Source organism: Streptomyces sp. NPDC054956, assembly GCF_053609185.1.
Map to the genome: position 1 here is coordinate 21,873 of NZ_JBSGXB010000025.1, position 24,218 is coordinate 46,090.

Genomic DNA, 24,218 nt, shown 5'->3' on the forward strand with positions numbered 1-24,218 from the left:
GGAGGACGAGCAAGCGGGGGAGGCCGGGCGCGCAGCGGGAGAAGTTCTTCCCGGCGGGGCGGGCCGGCCGCGGGAGCGCGGACGCTGTGGAAACCGCACTGCCTCGCGGACGCGAAATCAGGTTCGGGATCCGGGAGCCGAATCGGGGTTGGCCGGCTGCGGTCGGAGCGGGGTGGCCCCGACGGTGAGCAGAGGCTGGCCGACGTCGAGCCAAGGATTCGAGGCTGAAGTTTTCGCGGCTGAAGTATTCGCCGCTCAACGGACTCCGGGTCGAGGTACGAAACGGATGTTCAGATCATTCAGGGATCAGATGGGGTGCATCGGGCGCCGGTCTGCCCAAGATCCGGAACAGGCCTGCGGATGGTGACTAATTAAAGTTAGTCTGCACTCTGCGACGGGGCGTCAGGAGCCTGCCTGAATCAGGCAGTTAGAGATGGAGATGGCACTAGATGACCGAGTTGGAGTTGCGTGCGTCCGGGGAGGTCTCCACCGACCGGCACGACCCGAGGACCGATTGGCCCGAGACGGCCCGCGAACTCCGCGACTACCTCGCCGACATCTACGGCGAGACGGACCCGCTCCCCAACCTCGCCGGAGCGTGGGCCGCGGCCAAGCCGTCGAAGAAGACCCAGGAGTCCAGGGCGGCCGGGCTCAAGAGGTGGGAGGCGTACGCCCGCTCTACCCGCACGCACCCGCTCCAGGCACAGCTCCCCCTCGCCGAGGCGTACGCCCGGCACCTGGAGCAGACCCTGGTGACGCGGGGGCCGAACAAGGGCAAGCCGCTGTCGCCGGCCAGCCGCGCGAACTTCCTTGCCCAGGGCTCCAGCTTCCACGTCTACGCGGTAAAGCGGCGCTACGAAGACAACCTGCGGAACCCCTTCGACGGCGTGGACCGCCCCGCGATCAGCCCTGACGAGTCCAGCACCATGGGGCTGCTGCCCGCGGAGCAGGCCAAGCTCACCGAGGCAGCCCGCAAGCGCAGCACCCGCGCGCACGCCATCGTGCTCTTTCTCTATCTGCTGTTTCCGCGCGTCTCTGAAATGCTCGGCCTCGATGTCGAGGATATGCAGTACGACAAGGGGCATTGGACGGTCCCCCTGACCCGAAAGGGCGGGAAAAAGGAAAAGGTCCCCCTCCAGCCTGTACTCCTGCACGCCATCAACGTGATGCTGGACGGACGCACCACGGGCCCGATGTTCGCGACGCGCACCGGCCGGCGCATGGGTGAGAGCGAAATCTGGAAACTCCTGCGGTCCCTCGCCCGTGTCGCAGACCTCCCCCAGAAGGACACCATCAAGCCCCACGCCCTCCGGCACGGCGGCATCACCGACTCCCTCGCCCTGGGCGCCAAGCTCGAAGACGTCCAGGACGCGGCAGGCCACCGCAGCCCCCGCACCACCCAGAAGTACAACCGGCGCCGGGGACAGTACGAGCGCCACCCCTCGCTCCTCCTGGCAGGCACCATCGCGACCCCTGAGGAGCCGGAGCCCGCGGTGGTCCACATTCCGCAGCAGACCACCCGCAAGCGGGAATGCGCGGGCTGCGGCGAAGCCAGGGCCCTTACCGCCTCCGGCATCTGCGGAGCATGCGCGGCCCACGGGGTCACCGTGGAACCGCAGTTCACCTAGCCCAGAAAAACCAGCCGGCACTCCCCAGAAAATCACGAGCGGCCCCCTTCTGTCCGTGAAGGGGGCCCACTTTGTCGTTGCCAGTTCATTGAAAAAGCCCCTAGAAACACTAGAAACGCTCTCGGCAACAACAATGGGCATACGGGCAGCGCACGACGAAGGGGCCCTCCCGGTCGTGCGCTGGGAGGGCCCCTTCCGGCGCCTGTCACTCGCGGCGCCGCATCCGTTCCGCCGTCACCCGGCAGGGGCGGACGTGCACTGAGGGTGGTTGATGCAGCTCATGTTGGCGCCTTCGAGGTTCGCGCCGGTCAGGTCGGCCTCCGCTAGGTCGGCCTCGGAGAGGTTCGCGCGCCTGAGATCGGCGCTGGCGAAGATGGTGTGACGGCCCTTGATGTTGGAGAGGTTGGAGCCCTCGAAGTGGGCACCCCGGGCGTCGGCGTTGTCGAGGACGGCGCTGAAGAGGAGGGAGCCCGTCGCCTGCACGCCTCTGAGCTTGGCGTCGGTGAGGTTCACCTCGGTGAGGTTCGTGTCCGTCAGGGTGGCGTCGGTGAGGTCCGCGCTGGAGAGGTTGGCCCCCAGGAGGTTCGTTCCGGAGAGGTCAGCCGCGGTGAGGTCAGGCGTGACGTTGGGGTTGTCCGTACGCCACTGGTTCCAGTCGGCCACGCTCCTCTTCAGGAGGGCGATCTGGTCGGCGTTGCCTCGCAGCGAGGCGACGGTCCGGACGGCGGCAGCGGTGCCGGCGGCAGGGGCGGGGGCGGGCGTACAGATGGGGTGGTTGAGACAGGTGAGGGTGGCGCCTTCCGTATTGACGCCTTCCAGGGTCGCGTCTTGGAAGTCGGTCTCGTCAAGGTTGGCGTGGGAGAGGTTCCCGTTGGACAGATTGACGCTGACGAAATCGGCAGCGCTCAGGTCCGCGCCCGTCAGGTCAGCCCGGATGAGGGTTGCGCGGCTCACGTCGGCGAACGTGAAAGTGGCGGTTTGGAGGTTGGCGCCGTTCAGGTTGGCCCCGGGGAGAGTGGCCTTCTGGAAAACGACACCGATGAGCTGTGCGTTCTCCATCTTAGCGTCGGTGAGGTCGGCTTCCTGAGCGTCGGCGTTGTCGAGAGTCGCGCCGGTGAGATCGGCACCCTTGAGGTTGGCCTTCACGAGCTTGGTGAACCCGAGGTTGGCGCCAGCGAGATTGGTGCCCGCGAGGTCGGCGTCGGACAGGTCGGGCATGATGCTCGGGTTGTCCTGGCGCCACTGGTTCCACTCAGTGACACTCCTCTTGAGCATGGCGATTTGGTCGGCGTCGCCTCGCTGAGCGGCGTAGGCCGCGGGGGAGGCCAGCGCGCAGCCCGTGAGTAGCGCGGCGATCAGGGTATGGCGGATAGCGATGTTCTTTCGCATCCTGAATCCTTTCGACTGGGTGCGGTCCACGCTTGATGACGCGAACCACCCCAGGCCTGCCCGTCGTACGGGTCCCCCTCACCCTTGAGGGGTAGGAGGCACCCTTTTGGTCGCCGCCACTGCCCCGCGAAGGCAGCAGAGCCGGCCGGGCGCGGCTGCTGCTGCGCATTTAAAAAAGAATCACGGCACAGTGGAATTCCTTGACGCGAGGACACTGCCGCGGACCCAGAATCGACCGGCGCTGCCCCTACCTGCTAGAGCCTCCGCTCATCACTACTGGATGTTGCCCTGGAGCTCCACGCCCTGCCCGCTGTAGAGCGTGTCTACCTAGCGGGTGTGGTCCCGAACGGCAAGTCGCGCGAGCCCTGACAGGTATTGAACAGTTCGACCTTACAACCGGCCGCTTCCCGAGTTTGATGGGTGGGTATTTCCTTGGCGTGAGGGAGTGCGCGGTGCAGATCACGGCCCTGCGGTCTTTGTGATCTAGGGGTTTCAATCACCACCAGCCCAGGTAGGGTCAGGAAGCGTCCAGCGGCCTGTTGCTGCGAGGAGGCTTACTGCGGACGCGCTCCCCTTAAATGCCCGTTACCTACTAAGGGACAGCTTTGTCTAAAACACAGTTAATTCAGCTGCTACTCGTTTCGATCCTCTTAGGGCTCATGCTCCTCGGAGTGATACCCCCGGTCCTCTTCGACCGGCTACTCCTGATCTACTCCCTGTTCGCCCCATCCAATACTGTGGTTGTGATCCAGGCGCCTCCGGCCCCGCCGAATTTTTAGCCCGGCCAAGTTTCCGGGCCGCCGCCCTCCCACCGGAACATCCCCGTATCGGTGACATCGATACTGTCCCAGTCGGGCAGGCCGGCCCGGCGCAGGAACTCCCGCAGGTCCATCTCGCTGTACGCCAGGCCGAGGATGGTGGAGTCGACGTGCACGCGACGGCCGCCGTCGGCGTCAGGTTGGTGGATGACGATGCGTGGATCCATGGAGCCAGCCTCTAACTACTGCGGAGGGGGCGCATCCGGGGCGTTCGTGGCCGACCTGAAGGCGGTTACCCTCTCGACTCCCCCTGGGCCCCTGAAGTAAGGAAGCTCCTGACCATGGTCATGAAGTAGCGGGCGTTCATGTCGTCCGTGAGCACGGTGACATTGGCGCTCTTGGCATTCTCCTTCAGGAGCTTCACCGCGCGCAGGTAATCGCGCTGACGACTGTCGGCGCGAAGGTTCACGCCGTCGCGGGCGACCTCGCCCAAATAGATGAGTTCCGAGTCACCCTGTGTGCGCGACCATTTGCCGAGCTCGCCGGTGTGGTCATGGAGTGCCGATATGAAATGGGCCTGATTGGCCGCACTCACCTTCACAGGCTCTTCGCCGCACGCGGTGAGCCCGAGAGTAGCGGCCGCAGCTACCAGGGTGGTCGCAAGGGTTTTGCGCATGATGTGTTCCTTTGGTGGGGGGAGCGGCGGTAAAGACGAGGCAAAGCGGGGAGGGGTTGCCTCCTGTGCTCGGGATCACAAAAGGGGCTGTACCATAAAGTGACCGGCTGCGGCCCGGTCTGGTATGTGGAAGTCCATCGGCCTCGCATCCCCGCGGCCGTATAGCCGCCACCAAAAGCAACGTGCGGCATGCCGTTCCTGTCTACGCCGTACGTAAGGGCGCCCGGCTTCGTTGGCCAACGGGCGCCCTGCCTTTTGTCCCGAGGGGCTAGCGGTAGTAGTCCCCGTAACCCGCCGGCATGCCCTGGGAATCCTGGAGGCTCGCCTCACTGTGGCGGCTGCTGGGGCTGAACGTTCCCGCGGGACGCAGGGTCTGCTCGTATCCGTGCTCGAACTGGTCCTCCTCGTTGTGGGGCCGTCCGCTCAGCTCGCGGGGTACCCGCTGGAGGGCGGGGTTGATCTGAGGGTCGCTGAAGAACTGGCCGGGGCGGTGTCCCGGGATCTCGTGGAGTTCCCCTGTGTGGAAATAGTCGAGATTCACCGTGTGGCGGGGTTCCTCGGCTTCTACCCGCCGCGTCTCCTTCTGCGCGCCAATTTTTGTGTCTAGTCTCCAGCGCATTTGTTTCTCCCTTGCGTTTTCGGACTGCGTAGCCTCAGTATCCGCCCCCAATACCTGTTGCATAAATTCACCGCGCAGAATGGCGGGCATCTGATCTCGACCTTTTGGAGCGCACCATGTACGAATCCCAGCACGGCACCGTCAGCTCCGCCCTCCGTGGCGAGCCGCGGGACACGGAGACCATCCGCGTCCGCCGCTTCAGTGATGAGGCGATTGGCGGCGGCTTCAACGTCGCCGCCTCCCGGGAGGCCACCTTCGGCCGTGCCGTCGCGTCGTACTTCGCCAAGGATCGCATCACCGACCCCGCCGGAATGCTTGCCGGAATGGGCCGTAGCGGTCACGGGCAGGGACTTTTCGACAGCCTCGACCCCGCGGACCGTCCCATGCGCGCATATTCTGACGTGGTTTAAGGGGCGGGGAATGGTATCGGTGCGTATCCCGCGGAATCCCGGAGCCACCGCCGAGCAGCGGCGCCGGCGTCTGCTTGAGCGGTGGGCTGATGAGGATGCGACGCTTTCCGCTACTCCTCTCGCAAGGGCTGCTGCTGCCGTAGAGGGTGACGAATACGAGTACGAGCCACCTGTTCGCGGAGGACTCCGGGGCGCGCAGGAAAAGCCCTTCCAGCGCATCCACCCCCAGCCGCAGAAGGGCTGTCATTGGGCGGGCGGTGAAGAATTCTGGACGCCCGCGGTAGGGCCCGTCATCATCGACTACCACCTCGTCGCCGACCGCCACAACGGCAAACGGATCTCCACGTGCACGTTCGCCGATCTTCTGATCGTGGACCACACGCTCTATGGCTCCTGGCGCTATGTGGCGAATGTGTGGATTTCCGGCGCTGGTATTGCCGGGGCCGTCGAGTCCGCGGGGCCTGGATGGCGCCCCTACATCCTGCGGCGGTATGGCCGTGCACCGTGGCAGGCCATCCCCGGTGGGTCCGCTGTTCCGGGGTGGGAATACATCGTGGCGGGAGTCGCGGACGAGGGCGACGGTGCGGAATGGGAGCCGCCGGGGGTATCCCATGACCAGTGAGTTTGTTCGTGAGTTGCTGCGGTCCGCAAAGGGGGCTGGGTGCGTGCAAACCATGCCGCGATATTCCTTCCGCGGCATGGTTTGCGCGAGGTCGTGTAGTGGCTCCCTCGCTGCGGTCCGGCGTGGTCGGTGGGGTGCAGGTGTTGCACGTAGTCGGGGCCGCGAAAAGGGTGTTGCGCGAATCCTCTGCGGCCGTTGTGCAAACGCGGCAGGTGCGCCTTGAACGCGTCGGGCGGTCTACCCCGGGGCAAGAAGCTGCGATCGGCCCGCCTGGCCAAGGGACTGAGCGTCCGCAGTCTGTCCCAGGCCTCCGGCGTGCCCACGGCCACCATCTACGGCGCCGAACTCGGACGGCGCATGCCGCACGCCATCACCGCCCTCGCCGAGGCCTTGGGCATCCTCACGGAACCACCGCCGGCCCAGCCGGAGCAGTCCGGGCCGCGCCGGGTAGGACGCCCTCCCACGCCCCTGCCCGCGGACCTGGAGGACGACTACGAGCCGATGGTGCCGGGAGTGGCACCGCCGGACCCCGGGGCCCCCAGGGCCGTCCCCCGGACCGCGGCACCCGATCCGGTCCCGCCCGTCGACTGGCGGGACGTCCAACAGACCTACGAGCAGCGCATCGAAGCCGTCGGCAGCTACGGCCTCGATGACGGCCCGTTCGCGCGGAGGCGCACATGAACATCTTCCGTAAATGGTTCCGGCGTCATGAGCCCGAACACGAGCAGCCCATTTCGCTCGTGGAGGCCGAGGAGAGGGAGGCGTACCGGCAGGCCCTCGCCGATAAGGAGGCCCAGTTCCAGGCGATGCGGCCCTCGGTGAGCTTCCCCCCTGCGCCCCCGCCGGCCCCGGTTGTCCGGTACCGCGGGAGTGGTGATCCTCCGCCCGCGTATGCGGTCGTACGCGCTCCTGCACCTGCCCCCAGGACGCCTCCCTGGTGGGCGCCGGACGTGATCGACTGATGGCCCGGTGGAGGTGGCCGTGGGCGGGCCCGCGTATTGCCCCGCCGCCGGTCGTACGCGGACCCGAGCCGGTCTATGACGGGCAGGGCGTTCAACTGGGCTGGACCACCGGAGCCCCCGTGGAGTCCTCGGGTGTCCGTGAGTGGGACGCGATCGTGCAGGACGTGGGCGAGCGCCGGATCACGGTTTTGAACTCCCTGGCGAATCGCCAGACGGCGGCACAGCGGGCCGCCCGCGGCTGGGTCCTCCCGTGGAATCGGACCGCGCCACCGAAGCGGACCAACGAGGAGGAGCTGCCCGAGGCCGAATGCAGCTGGGCTCCCTGGTCGTACAGCTAACCCCGAACATCACCCAACAGAAGGAGCACAACATGACGCGCGCGACACTCGGCGAACCGGTAGTCAAGGACGAGACCCCGCCGTCTCCTCCCACTCCCCCTTACGCTCCCACCCCGCCGGTTTGGTACAAGGCATCAGCGGACGGAGCCGACACCCTTGCGCCGAAGCGCAAGATCCTTAAGGGCGATCCGGTTGCGGGTGGCTTCGTGAAGGGCAAGGAGATCCAGCTGTGTTGGCAGCTGCTGGCGGGTGCGCTCGCGGTGACGCCGACCCCGGGCGGGATGGGATCGAAGGGCGTCGAGCTGCCCCGCGTCCGCGGCTGGAACATCTACATCGGAGCACTGCCCATGCCCGCGGAAGGGCAGCCTGTACCGGTTCCCGTCCCGCCGGCCATCCCGTCCCTGACCCTGACCACGCCCGACATGGAAACCGTGATCGGCGGCTACTACGTACCGGCTCCGCCGCCCCCGCCGCCCACCCCGCGGGCCCCGCAGGATATCTGGACGTCGATCAAGCCGTCGACGGCGTACGCGATTGTTGTGGAGCCGATCAACCTGGACGGCACGGTGGGGCTCAAGTCCGCTGTCCTCCAGATCCAGACCCCGAGCGTCCTGCCGTCGGCCGCGTACAGGCAGCTCGCGCCGCTGTCGACGCCGGGGCCACTCTCGTTCCAGCAGGGGCGCCCCACCCCGAACCCGGCGTCGGGCAACCCGGGTACGTGGCACCTGGAGTTCAACGCGACGCACGGAGCTGCCTCGTATCAGATTTACGGCAACGCAAATCCCCGGCCGGGCATGTCGGCAACGCCCGGCCTACTCGAAGGGGATCAGCTGCTCGGAACTGCGCCACAACCGGCCGCCGTGGACTCGCAGGCCCCGGTGAGGGTGTCGTTCGATTCGCCGTTCCGGGCGGGCGACCGTGTCGAGTTGAAGGTGCGGGCGGTGCGGCCGGAGCAGCTGGGCGGGAACTCCTACTCGGCGTTCGCCTCGCTGATGACCGTGCTGCCGCGGACGTCGGCGCCCGCGCAGCCGACCAGCCTTCGCCTCTCCTCCTCGGTGACGGCCAACTCGGTGCCCGTCACCTGGAACATGGATTCCCCGGTGTCACCGCCGGTCCGGGAGTTCCGGCTGTACGAGTCGGGCACGTTCAAGATGGCGGTGCAGGCCCCTGCGACGTCGGCGACGGTAGGCGGCTACCAGCCCAGCAGCCCGTACAAGCTCACCGTCCGCGCGGTGTCGACGGCGGGCGAGAGCAGCCCCAGCAGTGTCCTGGAGGGCACGACCGCGCCCGCCTAGGCCGTTACCTTGGGATCTCGCCGGGCTGGCTCACCGGGTCGTCGCAGGTATGCATCTTGCGCACGTGCTACCCGACCCCGGTAACGGGATCGGCCTCACAAAGCGTCGCGGACCTCCGCTGGCAGGGCCTTACCTCTACGCTGTGTCGCCATGATGATCACACCGCCGATAGCCACGCTGCTCGGCATGACTCTTGGTGCCCTGGCCACGATCGGCGGTCAATGGGTCACCCAGAAGGCCACACGGTCCCGAGAGCGTGACCACAAGGTCTGGGAGCGCAGGGCCGATGCGCTGGAGGAGACACATCGTGTCACGCTGGCGCGACAGCGGGACCGGCAGGAGCTGTCCAGTACGGGGAAGCGTTCGGCGGTCCGGGACACCGCCGTTCAGGAAGATCAGGCGCGCCTGCTGTCGACGAAACTCGCGCTGTACGCGTCGCCTGAACTGCTTGCCGCCAATGACGCCTCCGTCAAGACGTATGGCGAATGGGTCAGGGCGGTGTGGCACTGGGCGATTGCAGATATCGGCGACACCCTGCCCACTGCCCCTCCGACGCCGGAGCAGGCCGCGGAGCAGGCAGCCGCAAAGGCAGCCGCGTGGGAGAAGCTGGAGCAGGCGAAGAGCGTTGCGGACGAGGCGGACAAGGTTCTCGTCAAGCAACTGAGGGCTGATGCGTCGCTGGTACCGCGCGGCCGTTGGCGCCAGCGCTGAGGCGCCGGCCAGCTGCGCGTTCTTGCGCTCAGGTCCTGGTCAGACGGCGCGTATGTCACCTGATGCCCCGGCGGGGTCCTGCTCCCAACGCCAGTAGGTTTCTGCGAGGTCGTTACGGAAGGGGCCGAGGCCGCAAGTGTCTGTGATGAGCCGGAGGCGCGGGTCAGTGCTGGTCACGCTCGGGGCTTGCGGTGGCGCCCGGTACCCGGTGCCAGCGGGTTGCGTCCGGTGATGGGGCCGGTGGTCTCGGTCTGGTCGGCGGGAGCGGCTTCGGGGGACGGGTTGAGGGCGCGGCAGGCCGCCGCGTAGTTCTCCACCATCGTCAGCGCCTGCCAGGCGAAGCCGTCCCACTCCAAGATCAGACGCGGGGCGTCCGGATCAAGATGGGCGGCTCGCTGGGGGCCGGCCCCGAGAGTGATGGCTTTCTTCTCACCGGGCTTGCGCAGGCGGCCTTGGCGTCGTGCGGCCCACCGGTCGAGCGGTTCGTCTTCCACGTCGTACCTCCCAGGAACAGGGTCAGCACCCTACCGAAACCAGGCTGCACCGCGCCCCGCTCCCGATGCTGATGGGGCGGGGCCCGGGTGTGCTGGAGCGGTGATCAGGCGAGGGACGGCAGGGTGCCGCGGTGCCAGTGGCCGTGGCAGAAGGTCATGGCCGGGTGCCCTGCACGATGAGGGTCCCGATGTGGCCGGGCTGCGGTGCATCGAGTTCGAGGGCCTGCACCTGTTCGAACCCCGCCTCGCGGAGGAAGTGCCCCCACGTCTCGGGCGTGTAGCTGTAGCGATAGGTGAACATCGCCGGGCCCGCGAACCCGCCCTTGTACATGCCCTGGGGGCCGTAGGCGCCGGGGATGGCGGGCGGTTGCGAGAAGACGAAGCGCCCGCCGGGGTTGAGGGAGCCGGCCACGAGCGGGAAGAGCTTCTCCGGCGCGGTGAACCAGGCGGCGCCGAAGATCGAGTACACGGCGTCGAATGTGGATTCCCCTCCGGAGAGGTGGGCGAGGATCTCCGCGCACACGAACTCGGCGCCCAGGTGACCGAACCGTTCGTTGGCCTGCTCAACCGCGACGGGGGACAGGTCGACGCCGGTCATCTTCACGCCCTGGGAGGCGAGGTGGGCGAGCGCGCGGCCGGTACCGAAGCCGATCTCCAGCGCGGTCGCCGCGTCGCCAAGCAGCTCGGGGCCGGGGGCGGCGGGGTGGTCGGTGTACTGGGTCCAGCGGAACACGGGGTCGCCGTTGGAGGCGTCCTTCCCCGCGCTGGTCGCGAAGGCGTCCCACAGCGCGGTCTCGTGTTCGTAGTTGTGCGGGGCGGCGGTCATGGCGTTGTCCCTCCGGGGAATGCGGGTGGGGCCCCGCCGTTGGTCCTGGCGAGGCCCCAGATTTTAGGGCTGGGCGGGCAGTCCGGCGGCCGTATCGGGCAGCGGCTCACCTGCTAGTGGGAGTCGGGGACCTTGCTGTCGCAGGGCGAGCAGTCGGCGCCGTCCTTGGCCCACAGCTCGGTGTCCGGGGCGAAGCCGATGGATGCGATGAACTCGGCGGTGTCGAGGACGATGCCGTCGTTGCGGCGCTGGATGAACGGCGCGTGGTGCTTGTAGACGCCGTTGTTGTAGAGCTTGAAGAACGCGAACGCGACGGGGGTGTCCAGGTAGATCTGGTGGACGCCCTTGTCGACGATCTTGCCGACGCCGATGTGGACGTCGGGGTGTTCGATCGACGCGAGCATGTACATCACCGCGTTGCCGAGGATGCGTTCCGCGGTCTCGCGGGTGTCGACCTCGTCCCGCAGCAGCAGCGCGACCTCGCGGTCCCAGATCGTCATCCCGGAGTCCAGGATGTTGATGGTGAGGTGCTGAATGTGCGGCTCGACCGCGTTGAGTAGTTCTCGCGGGTCGCGGGACCTGGTGGTGGTGATGGTCTCGCGCTCGGTGGTGATGGTCATGGGTGGTGCTCCTCTCGATCGTTCGAGTGGTGCATGTCGGTGGTGCACCGGCGACGCCGACGCCTGCGAGATCGGCGGGGCCGGGGGTCTGTGGGCTACGTACAGCGGGGGCATTTGCACGATGAGAGCTTCAGGGGTGCGGGCTCCAGGTCCGTGCCGGGTGCCACCTCGACGATCACCTTTGCGATCTCGGTGATCGTCTCCCCGGTGTCCGGGTCGATGGTCCGCACCTGCATCCACATCGTGCTCATCCGGGCGTCCCGTCCTGTTCGCCGGCCAGGCTGTCGAAGAACTTCTCCAGGCCGGACTCGGCGCGTTCCCGGAGGGCGGGGGACGGGTCGGGGGAGGCTTCGAGCTCGAGCTCGAAGGCGCCGCCCCTGGGGGCGCACTCGGGATGTCCCTCTATCTGTCGGGCGGGCGAACGGCGAGGGAGGGGCTGGGTCATGGCACGCTCCTGTCGGCGGAGGGGTGGGTAGGGTGCGGAGCCATGAGCGCCCCGTATGCGACGGAAGATGACGACGACCGGCCGGTGTGCGCGGTCTGTCCGGCCCTGAGATTTCCTCGGGCAGGTTTCGCCGTTGCCGACCGGCCGTCGCGGTGCTGGCCGTTCAACGGGGCTGACGGCTACCGGTACATGCCGGACGGAACTCCGGTGTGTGTCCACCCGGGGAAGATCGGTCTGACCCCGGAGCACATCGCCCCGCCGCCGGAGCCCTTGGAATCTCGACTCGCACCGGAGCCGGAACCTAGGCGGCGCTGGTTCAGGCGGCGGTGAACTCGATGTCGTGCTCGCGGCCGGCGCGGTCCATGCCGATGGAGGCGTACCGCGCCGTGAGGATCTGCACCCGCCGGTCCACCTCGCCCTTCGCCAGCCAGTACCGGGCCGGGGGCTCGCCCCAGGCGAGGCGGTAGGCGAGGTGCGTGAAGTCCCCGCCGTCGTAGTCGGTGTGCTCCTGGTCGGTCTGGTGGATCAGGTGGAAGCCCGTACGGCCCGCGATGCGGGCCAGCAGCTGCGGCTGGGCGATCATCGCGTGCGTCATCTCGTCCACCGGAACAGCGACCGGGATCTCCGCGAGCAGCTCGTCACCGGTCAGCCCGAAGACCGCGGCCTTCAGAGCGAGGGCGCGCAGCCCCTCGGTGAACAGCGGGGCCTTGTCGGAGTCGAGGTTCCACCGCTCGATGACGGGGAAGCCCGTGAAGCACTGCCAGTCGCTGCTGTACTCCAGCGTCGCGGCCTCGAATGCGCCGAACTCCTCGTCGGCCACGATCGCGGCCAGGATCTCCTTCGCGCGGTCGGCGGCCTGTGCGGGGGTGGGCATGGTGCTCATCTCGGTGTGCTCCTTTGATGAGGTGGTGCCCGGCCCCGCCACGAACGGGGTCGACAGCGGCGGGGCCAGGGGGGGCCGCCCTGCGGGGGCGGCGTGGTCTCACGGTAGGGAGCAGCGCCAAGCGCCAACAACGCGTTTGCACGCGATTGCAGAATTTCAGCTCAGGGAGTCGATTGCCCTGGAGATCAGGGCCCGCGCCCGTGCTCCGTGCACCGCCAGATCCTTGAACCTGTCGAATGCCTGCACGTACAGGGCGAGTTCGCTGGGCGACGTGACGGTCACCTGAGCAGACAGGAGTTCCACGTTTGCCTGCACGTCATCGAAGACGTTGAACGTCTCGGTCGGCCACATGCTGCGCTCGGCGGTGAACGGGATGACGCCGAGGGAGACGGCGGGTAGCGACATGGCCGAGAGAAGGTGTGTCAGCTGCTCGGCCATCGTTTCGGCGCTGCCGAGGCGGTAGTACAGGACCCCCTCCTCCACCAGGATCGCGAAACGGTGGTTCCCGGTGCGGATGATGCGGGAGCGGGCCAGGCGGGCCGTCACGGCTTCGGCGACGTCGTCGGGCGTGCGGCGGAAGTCGGCGACGGTGGCGAGCAAGGCGGTTGCGTACGCCTCGGTCTGCAAGACGCCGGGTACGACGCGGGAGGAGTAGGCCCTGAAATGGCGGGTGCGCTCGTAGAGGGGGACCGCGGACTCTTGCAGTCGGCGCAGGCCCGTACGGGTGAGCCTGCGCCACTCGACGTACATGGAGTCGACCGCGCGGCTTGCGGCGATCAGGTCCTCGGCCTGGCCGTCCGCGCCGCACGCGGTGCACCACGCCCGGATGTCCTTGTCGGACGGCGCGGTCTTGGCGTTGATGATGCGGGAGGTCTTGGCGCCGTTCCACCCGCACAAGGCCGCCAGCTCCTGCCCTTGGAGGCCGGCGTCCAGCATGATTTCGCGCAGGCGTGCGGCGACCGCGAGACGGGCTGTCTGGGCGCTGGAGGACGGGGAGGCGGGCACGGAGCGTGTGGATCAGACGATGTACTGCTTGTGCGGGATGCCGCGCTCCCAGACAGCTTCGAACGCGTCCGCGCACAACTTGGCCACGGCCGGCTCCTCGCGCATCTCCGGCCCGGCGGACGCACCGTCACCGGTGAAGTGGTTGAAGCGGACGATCTTGCCGTCGAACAGCCAGAAGTCGTTTCCGGGGAGCGCGATGTCCGACGCTTGACGGCGGGGCAGCCAGCGGACCTGTTCGCCTGCCGCGATGTTGGTGAACGTGCCCGAGTGCTCGAAGCGGATGTACTCGGTGACCGGTTCGGAGACGATGCGCGCGCGGCGGATCACCACACCCCGGGCGACGGCTTGAGAGATGAGGTCGAGCCAGGGCCGCCACCACGTCGCACGGTCGTCGGGGTCGAGCCGGACACCGTCCCGCCACGCCGCGAAGGGGCCTTTCTCCTTGTCGACTCCGTAGGAGTCGCGCATCTCCAGGTGTACCGCGGAGTGCTGAGCACCGGCCAGCAGTTCAGAGAAGCCCGGCACGTTCTGCATCGTCTAGCGCCTTCCTGATGATTCCCGCCATCCGGAGCGGGATACGGGTCACGTTCTCGTGGTTGGGGATGCCGACGGTGTGGCCGGGGACCCACTCGGTGCTGCCGATCTTCGTCAGCAGCGCCTCGCCGGGCTTCCAGCCCTGGACCACCAGCTCCTTCTCTTCGTCGTCCACCCACACCATCGGGCTCTCGTCATCGCCGGTGCTGGGGTCTATCCCGACGAACCGTAGGGGCATGGCGATCTCCCTTGTCCAGTGGATTGCGCGTATTTGCGGGTGAGGTTGGTCGAGAGCTGCGGGAGCGTCAAGGGTTCGAACCAGCCAGGGTCTGGGGGCGCTCTCCGAAACGACGAAGCCCCCGCCTGGTCCGGACTGCTGCCGGGGGGCGGGGGCTACGTGCTGGGGGATCAGCCCTGGTCCCGGACCTGCTCCGTGCTGCGGATCAGCGTCTCCAGATCCTGACGTGTCGGCTCGGCGGGGTGAGAGAGCACGGTGTACCAGTTCACCAGGGCGTCGAGGGCTTCATCCAGCTTCTTCAGTGCACCCCGGTACTCGCCGTAGGCGTAACGAGCATTCTGGATCGACTGCTCCTCCGGGTCGAACATGATCTCTTCCGGAACGAAGAACGGGTCGGTGTCGACCTGGCTCTCCCGGGTGTCGCGTTCGCACCACAGGGAGTACGCGCCGCGGGCGGCTCGGATGACTGCGTTGAACGCTTCCCGGCGTTCAGCGATCTCCCGGCGTCGCTCGTCGTGGTCCTTCATCTGCCGGTCGTAGGCATCGGCCCTGCGACGGTCTTTCTCCGCACCGCGTGCGCGGATGCGGTCCCCCGCGGGAGCGACGAATCCCTCGGCCACGCCCTGTGCCGCGCCTGCCACACCTTGGCTGATGATTTCCTCTGGCGTTCCCACACGTACCTCCTCTGTTCCGCGCACCCGAGGAGACAGGCTAAGCAGGGCGGCCGGGTGGAGGACACGGTTCCGGGTCGTATGCGGAGGGCTGGCCGCTGGTCCCGGAACGACGAAGCCCCCGTCGGGTCCGGATCACTCCGGGGCGGGGGCGGAGACTCACCAGCCCTTCTCTCCGTACGCCAGGCCATAGGGCGAGCAGTCTTCGCAGCCCTCGCACTCGTCGTTGCCGCAGTCGCCGGGCTCGTCGTCCTCGTCCTGCCGGTACTCGCCGTGGCGCCAGCCGGAGCACCCGGTGGAGCAGCCGCAGCCCTTCGAGCACTCAGGACAAAGCATGCGCAGGGTCCAGCCGCAGGTCTCGCACAGCAGGTCGTCAAGGTCGGGTGTCGCCGGGGCCGGCGTGGTCCGGGTGGTGTCGATGTCGGTCATTCGGTCGTCTCCTTGTTGTCGGTGGGCAGCGGGGTGCCCATGGCGGCGAGGAGTGCCCCGGCTTTGCGGAGGTGGCCGTGGACGTCGTCCAGCTCGGAGCCCGCGTCGGACAGGTGGCTCTCCGCCTTCAGGGCGGGCATCGAGGAGTCGCGGCCGTCTTCCATCCGCACCCGGCCCGCGCGTTGTTCCCGTACGAGGTGGTCGCCGAGCTGGTCCAGGGCCTGGGGGAGACGGTCCACGAGCTGGAGGAGGGACTGCACCGCGTTGCTGATCTCGGGGGCGGACAACGTCTTGGTGTTCAGGGTCAGCCGGTTGAGCTGGCGTACCGCCTCGGCGGCGGCGCCGGCCAGTTCGGCGGGGGATTTCTCCGTGGGCATGTGGTTAATCCGTTCGGGCTAGTTGGAGTGGCAGCGGCCGTACACGTCGCGACGCCAGCCGACGGCTACGACGGTGCGGGGCTCGGGGAGATAGACCACCCGGAGGTCTCCGGCGGCGAGACGGCAGGCGCGGGACCCCCCTCCCATGCGTTTGGCGCCTCGGGGGTGGGGGTCTTCGGCGAGCGCGTTGATCATGCGGTGGAGGGTCTGGGCGGCGGGCGGGTCGCGACGTCGGATCTTGTCCAGGGCCCGCTGGGCGGCGGGAGCTATGAGCACAGGCATGGGCGTCTCCGGTCGGGTCGGGGATGTGGAAGGGCCCCGCCCTCCGGAGTGGAAGACGGGGCCCTGCGGGGTGGTGCCGGGTCAGGTGCCGGTGATCTGTTGCCAGAGCCACGCGACGGCGCCGAAGGCGAGGAGAGCGCCGAATACGAGGAGGGCTGTCGGGTCGTCGGTGGCGCTCTGGTGATCGTTCTCCAGGACTTCGCCGCCGGGGACTCCTCCGCCGTGGCACTGGTCGCGGTGCCGGGTTCTGAGGGCGGATGCGTTGGCCTTCCCCATCCACCCCCAGGTGGTGTCACAGGTGCCGCAGCGGTAGCGCCAGGCCATCGAACTCCCCCTCGTCGTGGTCGTGTTGAGTGCTCACGCTACCGGCCGGAAGGGGTGTTCAGGCCTCTACCGGACCTCTACCCGCGATTTACATTTCCGCAGGTCAGAGGCTTTCTACCCTCCTTCTACCTTCCTGAGTAGACGTACATGGGAGGTTCCGGGGGAGGGGAGCGGGGTGTGGTCGGCGGGGATGGTGGAGTGGGGCACTCCGGGCAGGTTGACCCCCCTCACCTTCAGCTGGTTCTTGACCTCCACACCGCGGGCCAGGAGGTGGGAGCGCAGGAGGGTGGTGTCCCAGTCCTCCCCTGCCCACCCCTCCTTCTTGGCCCGGGGGAGGAGTGCCTCCAGGTGGATTCCGTTGCCGGTTCCGATGGCCTCGCGGAGCCGGTCGTAGAGGAGGATCTGGGCCTCTTCGGGGGAGAGGTCCTTCTCCCCCACCGGCTTCGTCTCGGCCGGCGCCGGTGGCGGCGTGGTTTCCTCCTCCCCCGCATCGTCTTCGTCTTCGGGCCCTTCCTCCTCGTCGGTGAAGTCGCCGGTGGCGGCGAGGCCGAAGCACGCGAGGGTCAGCGCTCCCGCGGCGTACCACCACAGATCCGGGTACCGCTTTCCGAAGATGACCACGAGGAAGACGATGAAGGCGGCGACGCCCACCCTGGTTGAGCGGGTCCCTTCCTCGATCACCTTGCCCTTGGCGCTCTTCACTTCGCCGCCTTCGACGAAGACGACGTGGCAGCCGTAGCGGACCAGCCACCACACGGCCCGTCCGAACTCGCGCGGGGTCGGGATCTTCACGTCGGACACGTCAGCCCCCCACGATGCCGAGGGCCGTCCCCACCAGCTTGAGCGGGACCCGCCACAGCGAATCGGGGGCGGCGGCCCAGGCGGACGCCATGAGCAGGCCGAGGATCGCGCCGATCGCCGGTGAGAGCTTGAGATAGAAGAACAGCGCGAGGAGGAACAGGGCGGCGAAGCCGGGGCCCATGGCGCCCAGCTCCCCCGTGCTGCTGACCTCGGTCACCATGTCGCGCAGGGACTGGGAGATCGTGTTCCAGGGGTCGCCGGCCCGGTCGAATTCCACCCCGGCGAAGATCCCGACCACCACGGCGGGCACGGCGGCCAGCCGCTTCTTCCCCTTGCCCTTGATGCCGAGGATCAGCACCGTCAGGAAGATCGCGGCCATACCGCCCGCGCCGACACTGCCCAGCGCGGTCTCAGCCCCGGCCAGCGTTGTTGCGTTGTGCATGACTCCCCCTAGACCGTCGTGGTCGTGGTGTGGATCAGGACGGCGAAGACTGCCGAGGACATGGGGACGGCCAGCACGTACCGCGCGGCCCCTAGCAGGACCGGCGAGAACGCCAGCCAGCGGGCCGCAATGCCCATCACCCGGCCGCCGATGACCGCGACGCCCAGGACGACGAAGCCGCCCAGGGCGAGACCGGTGTAGGGGCTGGTGGAGGAAGCTGCGGCGGCCTGCATCCACGCCCCGAACGTCTGCGGCAGCCCGACCGAGAAATCGCCTTCGAGCAGGCCGTACGACCAGGCACCAAGGGCAGCAGCGGACCCGTGCCACAACAGGAACTTCGTCTTCCTCGGGAGCTTCGCCCACCACTCGTAGACGTCCTCCCGCGAGTGGGGGAGCTTCTTCTTCGTCACCGGGGGCGGTGCAGGGGCGGTCTGTTCAGCGATCCGGGTCAAGACGTCGAGCATCTGCTCCGTGTCGGTCTTCGCGGGGATCTCGGGGGACTCGTCCGCCTGGTCGTCGTTCTTGGCGAGGCTGTACCAGAGGATGCGACGCTTCTTCTCCCCCCGCGCCTTCCTGGTGTCCGTAGGGCCCTCTGCGGCGGGGACGGTCTTGTCGCTCACGGGGCCACGCCCAGGCGCAGCAGGGCGGAACGCACAGCAAGTTCTTCGTGGTCGGGGACGGCGGTGTGGACCGGACCGGCGACCGGTTCCGGGGCCTGCGGCGCGTCAACGAAGCACGCGGGCAGTAGGGCCAGCAGGTAGCCCGTTGCGGTGATGCGTACGCCGCGGCGCCGTATATCGGACATCATGGTCGTGTCTCCCTCGGGAGGTACTGCGGCCGGACTCGGATGCCTGCGAAGCGATTTACCGAGTCCGGCCGATCCTTTTTGGATCCGGGCCGGCGGCCCGTGGCTCCCGCTCGATCCGGTGCGCTTCCCGGTGGGTGGCGTTGCCGTATCGAGCGGGACCATGAGCGTCGGTCAGGTGGTCGTGGTGGACGGGGCGGGGAACTCCTTTGCGGCTTTTCGTACCTTGGCCACGGTTGAGCCGTGTTGCGCCGCGAACGCCGTTTCCGTCACCTTCGGCAGCACCGCCCGGGACTGCCGCCAGGCCGAAGCCAGTTCGCGGCGCCCGTGTTCGGCGTAGGCGGACCGCCGGTCGTTGCCGAAGGTCAGCGGGGTCGTGGTGCGGTTGTCCTCGCGGGGCTGCTGTGCGGGGCCGGGAGGGGCCGAAGCGACCTGCGGGTTTTCCTCGGGAATTGTCGATTCATCGGCAGACTCACCCAATTGGGCGCCGGCCCCGTCGTGCAGGTTCTCGCGCAGGTTTCCCGGCTCGTCCTCGCACTCCTCCAATCCCTCCTCGGGCAGCTGCGGGACTCGCAGGGTGACTTCGACCGGCTTCGGCGGGGCTTCCTTCGCCGTGAAAGCGGTAAGGGGTACGGGCCGATGGGCGCTGTTACTTGCTACCGACGGCGCATGGACCGGCCGCCACTCGATTTCGATTCCCGCAGCGGCGAGGCCGGCGACAGCAGCCTCCGGGGTCAGCGCGACACCGAGCTTGGCCAGCCGCAGGGGCAGCAGAGCTTCCACCGGGGCCTTACGCCGCCAGGAACGCCCGTAACGGGCCTGTAGGCGGGCCTGGTAGATCAAGCGGTCCTGTTCCATGCCGAGGGCCTGTTCGTAGCGCCGAAGCTCCCACAGCTTCATCCGGCGCCACAGCTTGAATGTGGGGACCGGGGACAGCAGCCAGCGTGTAATGCGCACGCTGTCGATGTCCTTGCCCTCGGTGACATCGGCGATCCGGCCTATGGCGTGCCGGGCTGCTTCGACGGTGACCACGAAGAGGAGCGGGATCACCGCGTGCATGCCGACACCGAGCGGGTCGGGCCAGGCCGCGGCCCCGTTGAACGCGATTGTGGCCGCGGTCAGCATCCACGCTGCCTGACGGAGCAGCGGGAACGGGATTCGAATCCAGGCCAACAGCAAATCGAGCGCCAGGAGGACGACGATCCCCGCGTCGATCCCGATCGGGAAGAACAGCGCGAAGGTCCCGAAGCCCTTCTTCACCGCGAGTGCGCGGACTGCCCCGTACGAGCCCGCGAAGCCGATACCGGCGATGGCGACGGCGCCGACGGCGACGACGCCCACGAGAACCTGTTGGGCCCTCGTCATTTCTGGACGGACCGTCACCGGACCTTCCTTTCGGTGGTGCTGGGGCCGCCAAGTCGTAGGCGGCCGTGGATCTGGTGGTGCTGGCGGAGCTGCTGGATTCGGCGCCGGATGACCGTCAGGCGGATGGCGTCGGTGAGGCGCTGGTGGTCGTTCACGAGCCGGTCCCAACGTGCAGGGCCAGCCAGACCACGAAGAGGACGACGGCGAGATTTACGAGGACCGAGCCGCAGCCGGCCTTGTCGTCGGGGTTCACGACTCCCCCCGGAAGAACTGGACGGTGATGTCGTGGTGCAGCCGCCCGGCGGCGCGCTGCCGCTCTCGCGCTTCCTTGAGCTGCGCGGTGTGCTGCTTCTGGGCCGGGGTGATGTCGCGCGGGAGGGCCTGCGGAATGTGCTCCAGGCCGATCTCCAGCTGACCGATCACGCCGCGGACACGGGACCGGCGGCTCATCGGGTCCACCCCCGCACGATGCGCTCGGCGGCGGCGCGGGTGCGGGGGTCCCGTCGGTCGATCGGGGGTACGGGGGGCTGTAGGTTCCTCTTCACGACGTGCTCCTGTGTGGCAGGGGTGTCTGTCGGAGCCCCCGATCCCGCTGTTAGCGCAGCGGCCGGGGGCGTTCTTCGTTGTGGTGCGCGGTGCGTCACCCGGCCGGCTGCTGGCAGCGCAAGCTCGGCCGGATGAAGATCAGTTCATGAGCTTTCAGATCGGGCCGACCGTGAATATGAACCTCACGGCTCCGCCGCCCTGGTACATGACGAAGTGCATGATCTGGCCGTGGGGATCTGACGGGCACGGGTATGGGGTCGTCTCCCGGAACGGCAGGAATGCCAAAGTCCACCGCGTCATGTACGAGCTGGTGAGGGGCCCGGTTCCGGAGGGGCTGGAGCTTGATCACCTGTGCCGCCGGAGGGCTTGCTTCAACCCGGAGCACCTGGAGGCGGTGACTCGCCAGATCAACGTTCTGCGCGGAGTCTCACCGGCTGCGAAGCATGCCCTCGTGACGCACTGCCCGCAGGGGCACCTGTACGACGAGGCGAACACGGCTCCGTTGAAGCGTGGTCGCCGCGGATGCCGAGCGTGCAGCCGAGAAAGCAGCAATGGATACAACCGGGCCAAGAAGATCCAAGCGATGAGCGAGTAGTTCCTACGCGCGCCAACCGTCCCGGCCGCTGCATCTCTGCGCGGGGTCGATACCCCTCACCTCCTTCTCGGGGCGGTGGGACGTGGCGATACAGACGATGTTGAGTTCTCAAGGAACGAACGCTTCCTTTCGCGACCTTGTGAGCCGTTTCCGGGCGCTTTGCGTGTTTTCCAACTCCCGCTAGGCGGCGGGACGTTGGAACGAGTCTTGCGCAACATTGCTATTTTGCGCAAGAAGGTACTCCCGTACGATGTCCGCATGTCGAGCGAGAGCAGCGAGTTGCCCGAGACCCAGCGCATGAGCGCGGCCGACTTCCGGGCGGAGATCGTCCAGGTCTTGGGCGCCCGTGTCGCGTACGGCGGCGAGCACATCCGGGTGATGCGCTACAAGCAGGCGCAGGCCGTGGTGGTGGACGTGGAGTGGTATGAACGCGCCTGCCGCGCCCTCGGCGAGGAATCCCGCTTGGGCGAACCGCCGCAGCCGGCCACCGAGTAGCAAAAGTTCTCCCCCGGCCCCGGCTACCGGTTCGGCGGAGGCCGGGGCTTCGCTATGTCCCCGCGGACTGCCTCGCGGTTGAACAGGCCGGGCTGCACCTTCGAGGCATGACCCCAGCCGCCACAGCGGCACACACACGGGCTCAGCGGGTCGGCCTCCGCGCACGCATCGCTCGCGCACGGCTCCGGGGTCACCGCGGCGAGGGTCTTCGTCGTTCCGGTCACGGTCGGCGCTCCTGTCGTACGTGGCGGTGGACGTAGGCGTCCACGGCCTGGTGGTCGTCGCTGGCGCGGCGGGCTTCGAACGCGGCGTCGATCCGGTCCAGCAGCGGCATGCGGGCCTGCTGCGCCTCGGTGGCGCGGCGGGCCTGGGTCTCCTGCGCGGCCTTGAGGGCGCGGCGGATCTCCTGGGCCTGGGCCAGGGCGGCGCGGGCGGACTTGAAGCGGTTGTTGGCGGGCTCGGGCTCCAGTTGCTGGGCGCGCTCGTTGTCCCACGTCGGCTCGGTGGGGTCGGCGACGGGCCGGGGTGCGTCGGGGCGGCCCGCAGCCTGGGCGAGCTGTTGGAACCGCGACGGCACCGGGATGCCTGCCTCGTCCAGCCACAGCCCGAGCCGGTAGGCGGCCCAGCTGAGGGGGTGGCGTACGGCCTGGGTGCTGATGTGGCGGGTTCCGTCGGGCTGCTGCTCCAGGGCGAACAGGACGTCGGCGGCGGACCATCCGGCGTTGGCGAAGGGGCGGACCAGCCGGACCCGGCGCTCGCTGCTGATCTTGCGGAGCACCACGTGGCCGGTCAGCTTCTCGGCGACCAGGTGGGCGGGGGAGGTCTTCCTGGTGGGACTGGTCTCCCCTCGCCGCGAACGCGGCGTACGACCAGGGCCCGCAGCGCCACGACGCGAACGCGGACGGGGGAATACAACCAACTCCCTACGGGAGTGGTTTGGGTCGGAAAGTTCATCCACAGGCATGCAGTTCTCGACGGAGGCCGACGAGGAGTCATTTCCGGGGAAAACCGCAGGTCGGGTGAGGTCGGAAAGTTCCTCCACAGGCTCCGGGATGCCCAGAGCCTTACGGACCCGGCGACCGAGAGCGGCCTCACGGGCGCGGGCGTCGCGGCCCTTCTGAAGCGGGGTCCGCGCAGGGAGGGCATCGTCCAGGGCGACGGGGACCACGAGGGCGTACAGCGGTACCCGGGGACCTTCACCGCCGAGTTTGGCGTTCGCCTCGGGGGAGAGTCCGCCTTCGAGGGTGAGCAGCAGGTTCTTCGCGCGGAACTCGCGGAGGTACTTCTCCACCGAGGCCGGCGAGATGGATCGCGCGGCGATCATCGCGGCGCGCTCGGCGATCTGGGCGTGAGTGGCCCGCAGTACGCATCCGTCGATGTGGGCAAGCCCGTACAGGGCCATGAAGACGGCACGGCGGGCAGCGAGGCCGTCGGCGCGGGCGGTGGCGTAGACGTGCTCAACGGCCGCGCGGTGCTCGCCGGTGTCGGCCGCCAGGCGGACGGCGTCCTCACAGTCGGCGAGTTCGGGGCGGAGCAGGACCCGGCCGCGCTGCACGAGGTAGCGGGCGCGGGAGTGCTCGCGGGCGTCGGCCTGGGCGAACTCGGCGTCAGCCTGGCGACGCGCCGGAGGTACGTCGTTTGCGTCACGATGCGTCCCTGAGCGTCCCGGGGCGTCCCCGCAGGTGTCGCCGGGAATCCGGGGCTGCGGGAGGTATGCGGGTGCCGTGAGGTTGGCCGAAAGAAGTCGTTGGGCGTCCCTCCCGCACTGCGGGGTGTCGGTGGGACCTGCAATACTTGGGGCGTTCGCGCCGGGACGGTTGGGGTACCTCTCGGCGGCGGGCCCCTGAAGCTGCTGAGGCATTCGGGGGTACCGGGGTCCTTGGTTCGAAAGGACTCGACCGGGGCGGAGTTGGCGCTCCTAACCGGTCACGGACTGGACTTCGGTCCAGCGGAACCCCGCCTCATGGAAGGCCCTCACGCTGTCGCAAGCGTGGGGGCTTTTCGCATGTGCAAGGGCCGCCGTGGCCTCATCACGGCGGCATGGGTTCGCCCCCCTGCGCTCTGAGCACCACCTGGTCACATGCGGGCGGGAAACCCAGGGACGCATCGGGCCACTCAGGGACGGAAGTTCGCAGGTCAGAGGGGAAGTCGCAGGTCACGACCTGCGGAGCAAGATCCCAGGACCCAAAGGACCGTCGTCTGGACGCTGCGCCCCAACGCGTGACACCGACGGGATGCCCCGCCGCGTGAGGGCGCGCCCCCGGTGTTCGAGGGCGCGCCCTCCGTCGTGTGACGGCCCGAGGCAAGCCGGGACGGGGTCCGGCCGGCCCCGCTAGAGTCCCTCCCACGACGGATGGAGGGGGTCCCGTGACAGGCCGAGCCAAGATCAGCATCAGCCTCGACGCCGAGCTCGTGGTGGAGGTGATGGTCCTCGCCGGAGTGGGTTCTCCCCAGGACGCCGTGGAGGCCGTCGTACGGGACTACATCGCACGCGGCCACCGCACCGAGGCCCGGGTCCAGCTCCAGGACGAGCCCCGGCGGGACAACGACGTCGTACGGCAGCCGCCGCAGGGCTGAACCTCGGCGGCCCGGTGGCGCGCCTGAGACGGGCCCGCGCGGCGCGCGGCGCACAG

The 24,218-nt window shown here is 68.3% G+C and carries 36 protein-coding genes; 10 read left to right on the forward strand and 26 right to left on the reverse strand.

All coding sequences use genetic code 11. The features are described from left to right. Nucleotides 1-449: 449 nt before the first annotated feature. On the forward strand, nucleotides 450-1,628 hold the full coding sequence (locus tag ACWGDE_RS07555) for a tyrosine-type recombinase/integrase (RefSeq protein ID WP_453388051.1): 1,179 nt from the start codon (nucleotides 450-452) through the stop codon (nucleotides 1,626-1,628). 234 nt (nucleotides 1,629-1,862) lie between these two features. Here ACWGDE_RS07555 and ACWGDE_RS07560 read toward each other — a convergent pair whose 3' ends face one another. From ACWGDE_RS07560 to ACWGDE_RS07575, 4 genes are all read right to left on the reverse strand, one after another. After that, a complete protein-coding gene (locus ACWGDE_RS07560) occupies nucleotides 1,863-3,017 on the reverse strand; it encodes a pentapeptide repeat-containing protein (RefSeq protein WP_453388052.1) in 1,155 nt (384 codons plus the stop codon). 775 nt (nucleotides 3,018-3,792) lie between these two features. After that, nucleotides 3,793-4,002, reverse strand: coding sequence for a hypothetical protein (locus ACWGDE_RS07565; RefSeq protein ID WP_453388053.1), 210 nt, complete (start codon nucleotides 4,000-4,002; stop codon nucleotides 3,793-3,795). A 65-nt stretch (nucleotides 4,003-4,067) separates the two neighbouring features. Then, the gene (locus ACWGDE_RS07570) at nucleotides 4,068-4,451 is read right to left on the reverse strand and encodes a hypothetical protein (protein ID WP_453388054.1); all 384 of its coding nucleotides are present in this window, start codon (nucleotides 4,449-4,451) and stop codon (nucleotides 4,068-4,070) included. 268 nt (nucleotides 4,452-4,719) lie between these two features. Then, nucleotides 4,720-5,070: a hypothetical protein gene (locus ACWGDE_RS07575; protein ID WP_453388055.1), complete on the reverse strand. Its 351-nt coding sequence runs from the start codon at nucleotides 5,068-5,070 to the stop codon at nucleotides 4,720-4,722. 116 nt (nucleotides 5,071-5,186) lie between these two features. Between ACWGDE_RS07575 and ACWGDE_RS07580 the strand changes: the two genes are divergently transcribed. The 6 genes from ACWGDE_RS07580 to ACWGDE_RS07605 all read left to right on the forward strand — a co-directional run bounded on the left by ACWGDE_RS07580 (nucleotide 5,187) and on the right by ACWGDE_RS07605 (nucleotide 9,408). After that, nucleotides 5,187-5,480 carry a hypothetical protein gene (locus ACWGDE_RS07580; RefSeq protein ID WP_453388056.1) on the forward strand — a complete coding sequence of 98 codons (294 nt, stop codon included), beginning with the start codon at nucleotides 5,187-5,189 and terminating at the stop codon, nucleotides 5,478-5,480. A 10-nt stretch (nucleotides 5,481-5,490) separates the two neighbouring features. Further along, nucleotides 5,491-6,102: a hypothetical protein gene (locus tag ACWGDE_RS07585; RefSeq protein WP_453388057.1), complete on the forward strand. Its 612-nt coding sequence runs from the start codon at nucleotides 5,491-5,493 to the stop codon at nucleotides 6,100-6,102. Between the two features lie 219 nt (nucleotides 6,103-6,321). Next, nucleotides 6,322-6,783 carry a helix-turn-helix domain-containing protein gene (locus ACWGDE_RS07590; RefSeq protein ID WP_453388058.1) on the forward strand — a complete coding sequence of 154 codons (462 nt, stop codon included), beginning with the start codon at nucleotides 6,322-6,324 and terminating at the stop codon, nucleotides 6,781-6,783. 400 nt (nucleotides 6,784-7,183) lie between these two features. Then, on the forward strand, nucleotides 7,184-7,402 hold the full coding sequence (locus ACWGDE_RS07595; RefSeq protein WP_453388059.1) for a hypothetical protein: 219 nt from the start codon (nucleotides 7,184-7,186) through the stop codon (nucleotides 7,400-7,402). Beyond that, nucleotides 7,372-8,697, forward strand: coding sequence for a fibronectin type III domain-containing protein (locus tag ACWGDE_RS07600; RefSeq protein WP_453388060.1), 1,326 nt, complete (start codon nucleotides 7,372-7,374; stop codon nucleotides 8,695-8,697). Before ACWGDE_RS07595 ends, ACWGDE_RS07600 begins: the two co-directional genes overlap by 31 nt. Nucleotides 8,698-8,847: 150 nt before the next feature. Then, the gene (locus ACWGDE_RS07605; RefSeq protein ID WP_453388061.1) at nucleotides 8,848-9,408 is read left to right on the forward strand and encodes a hypothetical protein; all 561 of its coding nucleotides are present in this window, start codon (nucleotides 8,848-8,850) and stop codon (nucleotides 9,406-9,408) included. A 173-nt stretch (nucleotides 9,409-9,581) separates the two neighbouring features. Here the strand turns inward: ACWGDE_RS07605 and ACWGDE_RS07610 are convergent, their stop codons facing one another. The 21 genes from ACWGDE_RS07610 to ACWGDE_RS07710 all read right to left on the reverse strand — a co-directional run bounded on the left by ACWGDE_RS07610 (nucleotide 9,582) and on the right by ACWGDE_RS07710 (nucleotide 20,399). Then, nucleotides 9,582-9,902 (reverse strand): DUF6087 family protein, encoded by a 321-nt coding sequence (locus ACWGDE_RS07610; protein ID WP_453388062.1) that lies wholly within the window; start codon nucleotides 9,900-9,902, stop codon nucleotides 9,582-9,584. Nucleotides 9,903-10,056: 154 nt separating this feature from the next. Next, the gene (locus ACWGDE_RS07615) at nucleotides 10,057-10,728 is read right to left on the reverse strand and encodes a class I SAM-dependent methyltransferase (RefSeq protein ID WP_453388063.1); all 672 of its coding nucleotides are present in this window, start codon (nucleotides 10,726-10,728) and stop codon (nucleotides 10,057-10,059) included. Between the two features lie 113 nt (nucleotides 10,729-10,841). Next, nucleotides 10,842-11,348 carry a hypothetical protein gene (locus ACWGDE_RS07620; RefSeq protein ID WP_453388064.1) on the reverse strand — a complete coding sequence of 169 codons (507 nt, stop codon included), beginning with the start codon at nucleotides 11,346-11,348 and terminating at the stop codon, nucleotides 10,842-10,844. A 95-nt stretch (nucleotides 11,349-11,443) separates the two neighbouring features. Next, nucleotides 11,444-11,599 (reverse strand): hypothetical protein, encoded by a 156-nt coding sequence (locus ACWGDE_RS07625; RefSeq protein ID WP_453388065.1) that lies wholly within the window; start codon nucleotides 11,597-11,599, stop codon nucleotides 11,444-11,446. Further along, the gene (locus ACWGDE_RS07630) at nucleotides 11,596-11,793 is read right to left on the reverse strand and encodes a hypothetical protein (protein ID WP_453388066.1); all 198 of its coding nucleotides are present in this window, start codon (nucleotides 11,791-11,793) and stop codon (nucleotides 11,596-11,598) included. The genes ACWGDE_RS07625 and ACWGDE_RS07630 overlap by 4 nt, the downstream gene beginning before the upstream one ends. A 316-nt stretch (nucleotides 11,794-12,109) precedes the next feature. Then, nucleotides 12,110-12,676 carry a hypothetical protein gene (locus ACWGDE_RS07635; protein ID WP_453388067.1) on the reverse strand — a complete coding sequence of 189 codons (567 nt, stop codon included), beginning with the start codon at nucleotides 12,674-12,676 and terminating at the stop codon, nucleotides 12,110-12,112. A 156-nt stretch (nucleotides 12,677-12,832) separates the two neighbouring features. Next, nucleotides 12,833-13,681 (reverse strand): helix-turn-helix domain-containing protein, encoded by an 849-nt coding sequence (locus tag ACWGDE_RS07640; protein ID WP_453388068.1) that lies wholly within the window; start codon nucleotides 13,679-13,681, stop codon nucleotides 12,833-12,835. 12 nt (nucleotides 13,682-13,693) lie between these two features. After that, nucleotides 13,694-14,215 (reverse strand): DUF6879 family protein, encoded by a 522-nt coding sequence (locus ACWGDE_RS07645; protein WP_453388069.1) that lies wholly within the window; start codon nucleotides 14,213-14,215, stop codon nucleotides 13,694-13,696. After that, nucleotides 14,190-14,453 carry a hypothetical protein gene (locus ACWGDE_RS07650; RefSeq protein ID WP_453388070.1) on the reverse strand — a complete coding sequence of 88 codons (264 nt, stop codon included), beginning with the start codon at nucleotides 14,451-14,453 and terminating at the stop codon, nucleotides 14,190-14,192. Before ACWGDE_RS07650 ends, ACWGDE_RS07645 begins: the two co-directional genes overlap by 26 nt. Before the next feature lie 170 nt (nucleotides 14,454-14,623). Continuing rightward, nucleotides 14,624-15,127 (reverse strand): hypothetical protein, encoded by a 504-nt coding sequence (locus tag ACWGDE_RS07655; RefSeq protein ID WP_453388071.1) that lies wholly within the window; start codon nucleotides 15,125-15,127, stop codon nucleotides 14,624-14,626. A 156-nt stretch (nucleotides 15,128-15,283) separates the two neighbouring features. Beyond that, entirely contained in the window at nucleotides 15,284-15,553 is a 270-nt protein-coding gene (locus tag ACWGDE_RS07660) for a hypothetical protein (RefSeq protein WP_453388072.1), read from the reverse strand. Beyond that, nucleotides 15,550-15,930 (reverse strand): hypothetical protein, encoded by a 381-nt coding sequence (locus ACWGDE_RS07665; RefSeq protein ID WP_453388073.1) that lies wholly within the window; start codon nucleotides 15,928-15,930, stop codon nucleotides 15,550-15,552. Before ACWGDE_RS07665 ends, ACWGDE_RS07660 begins: the two co-directional genes overlap by 4 nt. A gap of 18 nt (nucleotides 15,931-15,948) precedes the next feature. After that, nucleotides 15,949-16,212 carry a type II toxin-antitoxin system RelE family toxin gene (locus ACWGDE_RS07670; RefSeq protein WP_453388074.1) on the reverse strand — a complete coding sequence of 88 codons (264 nt, stop codon included), beginning with the start codon at nucleotides 16,210-16,212 and terminating at the stop codon, nucleotides 15,949-15,951. An 81-nt stretch (nucleotides 16,213-16,293) separates the two neighbouring features. After that, nucleotides 16,294-16,536 (reverse strand): hypothetical protein, encoded by a 243-nt coding sequence (locus tag ACWGDE_RS07675; protein ID WP_453388075.1) that lies wholly within the window; start codon nucleotides 16,534-16,536, stop codon nucleotides 16,294-16,296. Between the two features lie 114 nt (nucleotides 16,537-16,650). Beyond that, complete coding sequence (locus ACWGDE_RS07680) at nucleotides 16,651-17,337, reverse strand: hypothetical protein (protein WP_453388076.1); 687 nt, start codon at nucleotides 17,335-17,337, stop codon at nucleotides 16,651-16,653. 1 nt (nucleotide 17,338) lies between these two features. Next, a complete protein-coding gene (locus ACWGDE_RS07685; RefSeq protein ID WP_453388077.1) occupies nucleotides 17,339-17,779 on the reverse strand; it encodes a hypothetical protein in 441 nt (146 codons plus the stop codon). Between the two features lie 8 nt (nucleotides 17,780-17,787). Then, nucleotides 17,788-18,399 (reverse strand): hypothetical protein, encoded by a 612-nt coding sequence (locus ACWGDE_RS07690; RefSeq protein ID WP_453388078.1) that lies wholly within the window; start codon nucleotides 18,397-18,399, stop codon nucleotides 17,788-17,790. After that, a complete protein-coding gene (locus ACWGDE_RS07695) occupies nucleotides 18,396-18,587 on the reverse strand; it encodes a hypothetical protein (RefSeq protein WP_453388079.1) in 192 nt (63 codons plus the stop codon). The genes ACWGDE_RS07690 and ACWGDE_RS07695 overlap by 4 nt, the downstream gene beginning before the upstream one ends. A 171-nt stretch (nucleotides 18,588-18,758) precedes the next feature. Continuing rightward, nucleotides 18,759-19,949, reverse strand: coding sequence for a DUF2637 domain-containing protein (locus tag ACWGDE_RS07700; RefSeq protein WP_453388086.1), 1,191 nt, complete (start codon nucleotides 19,947-19,949; stop codon nucleotides 18,759-18,761). 14 nt (nucleotides 19,950-19,963) lie between these two features. Next, nucleotides 19,964-20,104: a hypothetical protein gene (locus ACWGDE_RS07705; protein ID WP_453388080.1), complete on the reverse strand. Its 141-nt coding sequence runs from the start codon at nucleotides 20,102-20,104 to the stop codon at nucleotides 19,964-19,966. Between the two features lie 94 nt (nucleotides 20,105-20,198). Next, a complete protein-coding gene (locus ACWGDE_RS07710) occupies nucleotides 20,199-20,399 on the reverse strand; it encodes a hypothetical protein (protein WP_453388081.1) in 201 nt (66 codons plus the stop codon). A gap of 241 nt (nucleotides 20,400-20,640) precedes the next feature. Here ACWGDE_RS07710 and ACWGDE_RS07715 point away from each other — a divergent pair, with 241 nt between their 5' ends. Further along, a complete protein-coding gene (locus tag ACWGDE_RS07715; RefSeq protein WP_453388082.1) occupies nucleotides 20,641-21,090 on the forward strand; it encodes an HNH endonuclease signature motif containing protein in 450 nt (149 codons plus the stop codon). Between the two features lie 258 nt (nucleotides 21,091-21,348). Continuing rightward, nucleotides 21,349-21,585 (forward strand): hypothetical protein, encoded by a 237-nt coding sequence (locus tag ACWGDE_RS07720; protein ID WP_453388083.1) that lies wholly within the window; start codon nucleotides 21,349-21,351, stop codon nucleotides 21,583-21,585. Nucleotides 21,586-21,805: 220 nt separating this feature from the next. On the opposite strand, the gene ACWGDE_RS07725 is transcribed toward ACWGDE_RS07720, so the two are convergent. Next, nucleotides 21,806-23,140, reverse strand: a complete 1,335-nt coding sequence (locus ACWGDE_RS07725; protein WP_453388084.1) for a hypothetical protein — start codon at nucleotides 23,138-23,140, stop codon at nucleotides 21,806-21,808. An 869-nt stretch (nucleotides 23,141-24,009) separates the two neighbouring features. Here ACWGDE_RS07725 and ACWGDE_RS07730 point away from each other — a divergent pair. Next, the gene (locus ACWGDE_RS07730; protein WP_453388087.1) at nucleotides 24,010-24,162 is read left to right on the forward strand and encodes a DUF2191 domain-containing protein; all 153 of its coding nucleotides are present in this window, start codon (nucleotides 24,010-24,012) and stop codon (nucleotides 24,160-24,162) included. Nucleotides 24,163-24,218 lie beyond the last annotated feature (56 nt).